This window comes from Nocardioides sp. (assembly GCF_031422975.1).
In the GTDB taxonomy this organism is placed as follows: domain Bacteria; phylum Actinomycetota; class Actinomycetes; order Propionibacteriales; family Nocardioidaceae; genus Nocardioides.
The window spans coordinates 1-8,303 of record NZ_JANPEO010000444.1; the positions used below are offsets into that span (position 1 = coordinate 1).

Annotated in this window: 11 protein-coding genes, 1 tRNA gene and 1 pseudogene; 12 read left to right on the forward strand and 1 reads right to left on the reverse strand. The window is 69.0% G+C overall.

Features of this window, described 5'->3' with window-relative positions; genetic code table 11:
- Positions 1 to 273 (reverse strand): annotated as a pseudogene (locus RMO85_RS13355) (glycogen debranching enzyme GlgX); the annotation flags it as partial.
- 113 nt (positions 274 to 386) lie between these two features.
- Between RMO85_RS13355 and RMO85_RS13360 the strand changes: the two are divergent.
- From RMO85_RS13360 to RMO85_RS13415, 12 genes are all read left to right on the forward strand, one after another.
- Positions 387 to 1,190, forward strand: coding sequence for an enoyl-CoA hydratase-related protein (locus RMO85_RS13360; protein ID WP_310529215.1), 804 nt, complete (start codon positions 387 to 389; stop codon positions 1,188 to 1,190).
- A 28-nt stretch (positions 1,191 to 1,218) separates the two neighbouring features.
- Positions 1,219 to 1,584 (forward strand): hypothetical protein, encoded by a 366-nt coding sequence (locus RMO85_RS13365; RefSeq protein ID WP_310529216.1) that lies wholly within the window; start codon positions 1,219 to 1,221, stop codon positions 1,582 to 1,584.
- Positions 1,585 to 1,801: 217 nt separating this feature from the next.
- Complete coding sequence (locus RMO85_RS13370) at positions 1,802 to 2,608, forward strand: electron transfer flavoprotein subunit beta/FixA family protein (RefSeq protein ID WP_310529217.1); 807 nt, start codon at positions 1,802 to 1,804, stop codon at positions 2,606 to 2,608.
- A 12-nt stretch (positions 2,609 to 2,620) separates the two neighbouring features.
- Positions 2,621 to 3,586, forward strand: coding sequence for an electron transfer flavoprotein subunit alpha/FixB family protein (locus RMO85_RS13375; RefSeq protein ID WP_310529218.1), 966 nt, complete (start codon positions 2,621 to 2,623; stop codon positions 3,584 to 3,586).
- A 173-nt stretch (positions 3,587 to 3,759) separates the two neighbouring features.
- Positions 3,760 to 5,019 carry a glutamate-5-semialdehyde dehydrogenase gene (locus RMO85_RS13380; protein ID WP_310529219.1) on the forward strand — a complete coding sequence of 420 codons (1,260 nt, stop codon included), beginning with the start codon at positions 3,760 to 3,762 and terminating at the stop codon, positions 5,017 to 5,019.
- Positions 5,020 to 5,048: 29 nt separating this feature from the next.
- Positions 5,049 to 5,201, forward strand: coding sequence for a hypothetical protein (locus RMO85_RS13385; RefSeq protein WP_310529220.1), 153 nt, complete (start codon positions 5,049 to 5,051; stop codon positions 5,199 to 5,201).
- 17 nt (positions 5,202 to 5,218) lie between these two features.
- Positions 5,219 to 5,812, forward strand: coding sequence for a nicotinate-nucleotide adenylyltransferase (gene nadD, locus RMO85_RS13390; RefSeq protein ID WP_310529225.1), 594 nt, complete (start codon positions 5,219 to 5,221; stop codon positions 5,810 to 5,812).
- Complete coding sequence (gene rsfS, locus RMO85_RS13395; protein ID WP_310529221.1) at positions 5,809 to 6,189, forward strand: ribosome silencing factor; 381 nt, start codon at positions 5,809 to 5,811, stop codon at positions 6,187 to 6,189. Before nadD ends, rsfS begins: the two co-directional genes overlap by 4 nt.
- The gene (locus RMO85_RS13400; RefSeq protein ID WP_310529222.1) at positions 6,186 to 6,839 is read left to right on the forward strand and encodes a histidine phosphatase family protein; all 654 of its coding nucleotides are present in this window, start codon (positions 6,186 to 6,188) and stop codon (positions 6,837 to 6,839) included. Before rsfS ends, RMO85_RS13400 begins: the two co-directional genes overlap by 4 nt.
- A 46-nt stretch (positions 6,840 to 6,885) precedes the next feature.
- Positions 6,886 to 6,961 (forward strand) — tRNA-Ala (locus RMO85_RS13405).
- A 156-nt stretch (positions 6,962 to 7,117) separates the two neighbouring features.
- A complete protein-coding gene (locus RMO85_RS13410; protein WP_310529223.1) occupies positions 7,118 to 7,393 on the forward strand; it encodes a helix-turn-helix domain-containing protein in 276 nt (91 codons plus the stop codon).
- Between the two features lie 203 nt (positions 7,394 to 7,596).
- Positions 7,597 to 8,303 (forward strand): hypothetical protein (locus RMO85_RS13415; RefSeq protein ID WP_310529224.1); only part of this gene is annotated, 707 nt, incomplete at its 3' end.

Genomic DNA, 8,303 nt, shown 5'->3' on the forward strand with positions numbered 1-8,303 from the left:
CGGCTCCCACTCGCCGTCGGCGCGATAGCCGTAGCGGGTCCCGGCGCGAAGCCCGGGGACGGCACAGTGCCAGATGCCGAGCGAGTGCTCGGTCAGCTCGATGCGCTCCTCGGTGTCGTCGTCACCGAACAGGCACAGCCACGCCGCAGTGGCGCGCGGCGCGTAGACGGCGAAGTTGGTCGCCTCGGCCGTCCAGGTCGCGCCGAGCGGCCAGTTGCGCCCGGGCCAGAGCGCCGTCGTCTCGTCTGCGTGGTCCCACATTCCAGGTGTCACCCGGGCATTCTCCACGCCCGTAACTCCCGCACGCGGACCCGCGCACGGGTCGGACACCGTGCAGGGCCGAAGATGGGGCAGGACGACCAGTGACACGAGCGAGAGGTGCAGCGATGACAGCGAGCGATGCAGGGCAGCAGCAGGACTTCGTCCGACTCGAGGTGGCCGACGGGATCGGCACCATCCGGCTCGACCGGCCGAAGATGAACGCCATCAGCTTCGCCGTACAGGCCGGACTGCAGGCCGCGGCGGAGGAGGCCACCGAGCGGGACGACGTCAAGGCCGTGGTGGTCTACGGAGGGGAGCGGGTCTTCGCGGCCGGCAACGACGTCAAGGAGATGCTCGACCTGTCCTATGGCGACATGGTCAAGGCCTCCGCATCCGTTCAGGGCGCCGTGACCGCGATCGCGCGCATTCCCAAGCCCGTCGTGGCCGCCGTGCGCGGCTACGCCCTTGGCGGCGGGTGCGAGCTCGCGCTGGCGGCAGACTTCCGGATCGCGGCGTCGGACAGCACGTTCGGGCAGCCCGAGGTGCTCCTCGGCATCATCCCGGGCGCCGGTGGCACCCAGCGGCTCGCGCGTCTGATCGGGCCCAGCAGGGCAAAGGACCTGATCTTCACCGGCCGGTTCGTCCAGGCCGACGAGGCGCTCGCCCTCGGCATGGTCGACCGGGTCGTCGCGCCCGAGGAGGTGTACGACGCAGCGCTGGCCTGGGCCGGACAGTTCTCCGGGGCCGCCAGCCTGGCCATCCGGGCGGCCAAGACCTGCATCGACCGTGGCCTCGAGACCGACCTCGACACGGGCCTGGAGATCGAGCAGATGCTGTTCGCGGCAGTCTTTGCCACCGAGGACCGTGCCATTGGCATGCGGTCGTTCGTTGAGAGCGGGCCGGGCCAGGCCACGTTCGTGGCACGGTAGAGCACGCACAACCGACGAAAGGACCCACGTGGCCAAGGACACGACCGAAACTCAGGGCAACCGCAAGGAGGGCAAGGGGCGCGCCGCGTCCGCCGCCTCGGCGTTGCGCGCGCGCATCGCCCAGGTGATCTGGCTGGTCTGCGTGCTGGCCGCGCTGACCCTCGCGCTCGGAGCGCTCCTGATCGCGCTCAAGGCCAACCGGGACAACGGCCTGGTGCAGTTCGTCCTCGACGCCGCTGACACCGTCGACCTGGGTGTCTTCTCCAAGGACGAGGGGATCAAGCAGTTCAAGGGCTCCAGTGCGGAGATCAAGAACGCCCTGTTCAACTGGGGGATCGGAGCGATCGCCTGGCTGATCGTCGGGCGCATCCTCGACCGGATCATCCGCCCCTGACGCACTCGCGTGAGGGAGACCTCGGGCACCTCGACGGCCGGCCGGTCGCGGGGCCGTCACGCTCGCCGTGGACGCCGGTTGTGAGCAACCCCACCGCGGCCACTGTTCCGCGGTGGGGTTACTCGCTTGTAACCTCACCAGCACAATCCTCGGATTCGAGTGGGCCGGATGGCTCGAGGGAATCAACATCACAGGAGGGGCCGCGAGGCCACACACCATGAACATTGTCGTCTGTGTGAAGTACGTACCCGACGCGACTGCCGATCGGCATTTCGAACAGGACAACACCGTGGACCGCGTCGGCGTGGACGGGCTGCTGTCCGAGCTGGACGAGTACGCCGTCGAGCAGGCCCTGCAGATCAAGGAGAAGATCGGTGGCGAGGCCGCTGATCACACCGTGACCGCGCTGTGTGTCGGTCCCGAGAAGGCCGTCGACGCCGTCCGCAAGTCGCTGCAGATGGGTGCCGACCGAGCCGTCCACGTCCTCGACGAGGCGATCGCCGGCTCCGACGCCGTGGCGACCTCGCTCGTGCTGGCCAAGGCGGTCCAGAAGATCGGTGAAGATCGGCCCATCGACCTGATCGTCTGCGGCATGGCCTCGACCGACGCCTCGATGAGCGTCGTGCCGGCCATGCTGGCCGAGCGGCTCAACCTGCCGCAGGTCACCCTCGCCTCGGTCGTGGAGGTCCAGGGCGACCAGGTCCGGATCAAGCGCGACAACGAGGGCTCCACCGAGGTCATCGGCGCGACGATGCCGATCGTGCTCTCGGTGACCGACCAGACGGGCGAGGCTCGCTACCCGTCCTTCAAGGGCATCATGGCCACAAAGAAGAAGCCGCTGGAGACCTTCTCGCTGGCCGACCTCGGCATCGAGGCCGACCAGGTCGGCCTGTCGGTGGCCTGGTCCCAGGTCGAGGACACCACCGCCCGCCCGCCGCGCACCGCCGGCGAAGTCGTCACGGACGAGAACGGCTCGGGCGCCGTCGCGCTGGCCGACTTCCTCGCCTCCAAGAAGTTCATCTAAGGGAGCATCGCCATGTCTGAAGTCCTCGTTGTCATCGACCACGCCGACGGCGTGGTCAAGAAGCCGACGTACGAACTCCTCACGATCGCCCGCCGCCTGGGTGAGCCGTCGGCCGTGTTCTTCGGCGCGGCCGACCAGGCCGACGAGGTGGCGTCGCTGGTCAAGGCGTACGGCGCGGAGAAGATCTACGTCATCGACGATACCGAGCTGAAGGGCTACCTCGTGGCCCCGAAGGCGGAGGCCCTGCAGCAGCTCGCCGAGAAGACCGCTGCTGCTGGTGGAGTGGCCGCGATCCTGATCCCCTCGTCCTTCGAGGGCAAGGAGGTCGCGGCCCGCCTCGCGATCAAGATCGGGTCCGGCCTGATCACCGACGCGGTCGACGTGCAAGAAGGTCCCGTCACCACGCAGAGCGTGTTCGCGGGCAACTTCACCGTCACCGCGAAGGTCACCCAGGGCACCCCGATCATCACCGTGAAGCCCAATGCCGCCGCCCCCGAGGAGGCCGCCGGCGCCGGTGTCGTGGAGACGTTCACACCGACCATCTCCGACGGCGCCAAGACCGCGCAGATCATCGCCACGCAGCCGCGTCAGGCGACCGGTCGCCCCGAGCTCACCGAGGCCGCGATCGTGGTCTCCGGTGGTCGTGGCACGGGGGGCAACTTCGAGCCGATCGAGAAGTTCGCCGACTCGCTCGGTGCCGCCGTGGGCGCCTCGCGTGCCGCCGTCGACTCGGGCTGGATGCCGCACGCGTTCCAGGTCGGCCAGACCGGCAAGACCGTCTCCCCGCAGCTCTACGTCGCCAACGGCATCTCCGGTGCGATCCAGCACCGCGCCGGCATGCAGACCTCGAAGACGATCGTGGCCGTCAACAAGGACAACGAGGCCCCGATCTTCGAGCTCGTCGACTTCGGTGTCGTGGGAGACCTGCACTCGGTCCTCCCGGCGGCTACCGAGGAGATCGTCAAGCGCAAGGCCTGATCTTCCGGCCTCGTACGCCGAACGCCCCCGACCATCCTCCGGGCTCGGGGGCGTTTCGCGCGTGCTGGCCCGGACGTGCCTGCGCCTCCCGCGCGCCTGTCAGATGTCACCCGTCCTTTTGCGAGAGTGAGACGTCTGAGCGCTCCGGGTGGTGGCGACCTACGCTGACAACCATGAGCAGTGCCTATGACGCCGACGGCGTGCGTGAGGTTGCCACGCGTGCCCGGATCGCCAGCCACGACCTGGCGCTCGCGACCCGGGCGAGCAAGGACGCCGCGCTCCATGCGATGGCCGACGCCCTGCTGGTGTCGGCCCCGGCGATCCTCGCGGCCAACGCCGAGGACGTCGCCCGCGCCGAGGACAACGCGACTCCGTCCAACATCATCGACCGGCTGCGGCTCACCGACGAGCGGCTCGGGGCGATGGCGGCGGGGCTGCGCGAGGTCGCGGGCCTCGCCGACCCGGTGGGTGAGGTGGTGCGCGGCTCGACGCTGGCCAACGGGCTCGAGCTGCGACAGATCCGGGTGCCCTTCGGGGTGGTCGGGATGATCTACGAGGCGCGCCCCAACGTCACCGCCGACGCCGCCGGCATCTGCCTGAAGTCCGGCAACGCGGTGCTGCTGCGCGGTTCGTCCAGCGCCCGCTCGAGCAACGCCGCCATCGTGGCCGCACTGAGGTCGGCCCTGCTGTCGGCGGGACTCCCCGAGGACGCCGTACAGCTGGTGCCCGGAGACTCGCACGAGTCGGTCAAGGCGCTGATGCGCGCGCGCGGCCTCGTCGACGTGCTGATCCCCCGCGGGGGAGCGGGCCTGATCCGCAGCGTCGTCGAGGAGGCATCCGTGCCGGTCATCGAGACCGGCGTCGGCAACTGCCATGTGTACGTCGACGCGTCGGCCGACCTCGACCAGGCGCTCTCGATCGTGGTGAACGCCAAGACCCACCGCACCAGCGTGTGCAACGCGGCGGAGTCGCTGCTCGTGCACGCCGACATCGCCGACGACTTCCTGCCGCAGGTCATCGACGCGCTGCACGCGCACGACGTCACGATCCACGGCGACGACCGCTTCACGGAGTACGACGGGGTGGTCGAGGCGACCGAGGAGGACTACGGCACGGAGTATCTCTCGCTCGACATCTCGGCGGCTGTGGTCGACGACGTCGAGGCCGCGATCGAGCACATCCGCGCCCACTCCAGCGGTCACAGCGACGCCATCGTGGCGCGCGACCAGGGCACCATCCGCCGCTTCATCGCGGCGGTCGACTCCGCAGCCGTGCTGGTCAACGCCTCCACCCGCTTCACCGACGGTGGTGAGTTCGGGTTCGGCGCCGAGATCGGCATCAGCACCCAGAAGCTGCACGCCCGCGGGCCGATGGGGCTGCCGGAGATGACGTCGACCAAGTACGTCGTCATCGGTGACGGCCACATTCGTTGAGGGCGGGCGCGGCCGATAGGATGCCGCCCATGTCGTTGAGCGCCCTGAGCATCGCAGCTGCCGAGACCACCGCCGGTGAGCCCGCCGTCCACCCCTATGTCATCGGCGCGCTCGCGCTGGCGATCCTGCTGGGCCTGCTGCTGGCCCTCATCACCTTCGGCGGCGGGCGCGAGCACAGCTGATGAGGCGCGTCGGGGTCATGGGTGGCACCTTCGACCCCATCCACCACGGTCACCTCGTGGCCGCGTCCGAGGTCCAGGCCTGGTTCGACCTCGATGAGGTCATCTTCGTGCCCACCGGTGCGCCGTGGCAGAAGGCCGATCGTGATGTGTCGCCGGCCGAGGATCGCTACCTCATGACCGTGGTGGCCACCGCTGCCAACCCGCGCTTCAACGTCTCCCGAGTCGACATCGACCGCCCGGGGCCGACGTACACCATCGACACCCTCCGCGACCTGCGGGCCAAGATGCCCGATGCGGAGCTCTACTTCATCACCGGCGCCGATGCGCTGGCCGACATCTTCACCTGGCGCGACGCCGAGGAGATCTTCGAGCTCGCCCGGTTCGTCGGCTGCACGCGACCGGGCTACGAAATGGACAAGTCCACCCTGGATGCGATCCCCTCGGATCGCGTGACCATGGTCGAGATCCCCGCGCTGGCGATCTCCTCCACCGATTGCCGCGACCGCAAGCGTCGCGGCGAACCCGTCTGGTACCTCGTGCCGGACGGTGTCGTGCAGTACATCGCCAAGCACGACCTCTACGCCTCCTCCACAGTCAAGGACCCGTTATGACCGCCACCGACCACGCCCTCGAGCTCGTCCAGATCGCCGCTCAGGCGGCCGTCGACAAGCTCGCCCTGCAGGTCATCGCCTTCGACGTCAGCGTGCAGCTGGCGATCACCGACGCCTTCGTGCTGGCCTCGGCCGCCAACGAGCGCCAGGTCAACGCCATCGTCGACGAGGTCGAGCACAAGCTGCGCGAGGCCGATGCCAAGCCGATCCGTCGCGAGGGTCAGCGCGAGGGTCGCTGGGTGCTGCTGGACTACGGCGAGATCGTTGTGCACGTCCAGCACGAGGACGAGCGCCAGTTCTACGCCCTCGAGCGACTGTGGCGCGACTGCCCGTCGATCAAGGTTCCGCAGCCGGGACCGCCTGCCGCCGACGCGTGACACGCACGCTGATCCTGCTCCGCCACGGCCAGACCGCGTGGAATGCCGAAGGCCGCGCCCAGGGGCACACGGACGTACCGCTCGACGAGGTCGGGCGCGCGCAGGCGGCCGCCGCGGCGCCGGTGATCGCTGCCCTCGCCCCGGTGTTCATCCGCTCGTCCGACCTGGCGCGAGCAGCTGAGACGGCCGATTCCCTGGCCGTCGCCTGCGGGCTGCGGGTCGCTCGTGACCCGCGCCTTCGCGAGTACGACGTGGGGGAGCGCGCAGGCCTGACGATCCCCGAGTTCGCGGCAGCCTTTCCCGACGCCCACGCACGCTGGGCGGCGGCGGGCGGGTCGTTCGAGAACGCCGACTCGGTGGCTGGTGCCGAGTCGACGTCGGACGTGCTGGCGCGGATGCTGCCGGCTCTCCGGTCGGCGTCTTCGGACCTGGCTCCGGGCGAGACCGGGGTGGTCGTGGGCCACGGCGCAGCCCTGCGCGTGGCCCTGCTGGCACTGCTCGGGTGGGACGCCTCGGCCTCCGCCAACCTCCGCACCCTCGACAACTGCGGGTGGGCCACGGTGGACGACAGCGCCCCCGGCGACGGGGTCCGGCTGGCGGCGTACAACCGGGTTGCACCCGATTTCACATCTGCCGGGAGCGTTGGCTAAGATTCCGCGAGTTGTCCGACGCAGCATTGGTCGGGCAGTCCCCGATGGGGGTGTGGCGCAGCTGGTAGCGCATCTGCATGGCATGCAGAGGGTCAGGGGTTCGAGTCCCCTCACCTCCACCATCACCGCAGGTCAGGCCACGTTCTGGATCCTCACAGAGGAGAAGGACCGTGGTCACTGCACATTTATTGCACAGTTTGCAACCCATTCTCGGCCTGTTTCGGGCCGACCAGCAGACCGCTCGGCGGAGTTCGGCCGGGTTCGCGCACCTGAGGTGCATGGATACCTCAACCACCTCACCTGCCCCGACCACTCTGCACGAGGACGGCGTCCTCGTCACCGGCGTCTTTGAGCCGGCGCTGTCCGTGCAGCAACTCGCTGAGGAACTGCACGTCAGTGCCCAGACGATCTACGACCTGCGCAGCCAGGGCCGAGGTCCGACCGGCTTCCGTGTCGGACGCCATCTGCGCTTTCGCAAGTCCGAGATCGACGCCTGGCTCGCCCGGCTCGAGTGCGAGGACTCCGTTCGACACCCGGGCGGTGGGATGCGATGAGCGGGCGACCACGCCTCGGCATAGGCACCTACGGCGCCATCCACGTGGTCCAGGTGGGTCGTGGACGGTTCACGGCGCACACCCGCTACAGGGACACCGACGGCTGCTTGCGGCAGGTGAGGGCGACCTCGACCTCACGCAGCAACGCCGTCTCGGAGCTCAAGAACAGGCTGCTCACGTGGCCTGGCTACGGGCGCGGCGGGATGCTCAGCCTGACCAGTCCATTCGGGGATCTTGCGGAGCTCTGGCTTGCTGACCTGGCGTTACGAGAGATCTCGGAGGGCACCAAGAAGAACTACCGCGACGACGTTCGGGTCCATGTGCGGCCGTTCTTCGACAACTACACCCTCGGCGAGATCACCACCGGCAGGGTCGAGTCCTTCTTGAAGGCCGAGCGGGTGATGTCGTACTCGCGGGCGAAGCATGCCCGCACGATGCTCAATCTCTTGTTCGGGTTCGCGCTGCGTCACGACGCCATTGCCCGCAATCCGGTGGAGGGCACCTCCCCGCTACGCAAGCCGAAGGGCTCGCCGGAGGCGCTCACGCTCGACCAGATCCAGCGGATCCGGGCGGCTGCGGCGATCTGGCGGACCGGCCCGAGTGTCAAGGGGCCCAAGCCCGACGGCATCGTCCGCGACGCGCTCGAGGTGCTGCTCGGTACGGGCCTGCGACCAGGAGAGGCGCTCGCGCTCAGGCCGGTGGACATCGAGGACGGTCGGAAGGGCATGGTCGCCCAGGTCACCGGCACTGTCGTCTACCGCCAGTGCAGCGGAACTTTCCGCCAGGCCCACCCGAAGACCGACGCATCAGCACGCACGATCCCGGTGCCCGACTTCGCCGCTGTCGTGATCAGGCGACGCGTGAGCAAGATGGACCCGTCGCACTCGACGTGGACGATCTTCCACAACCG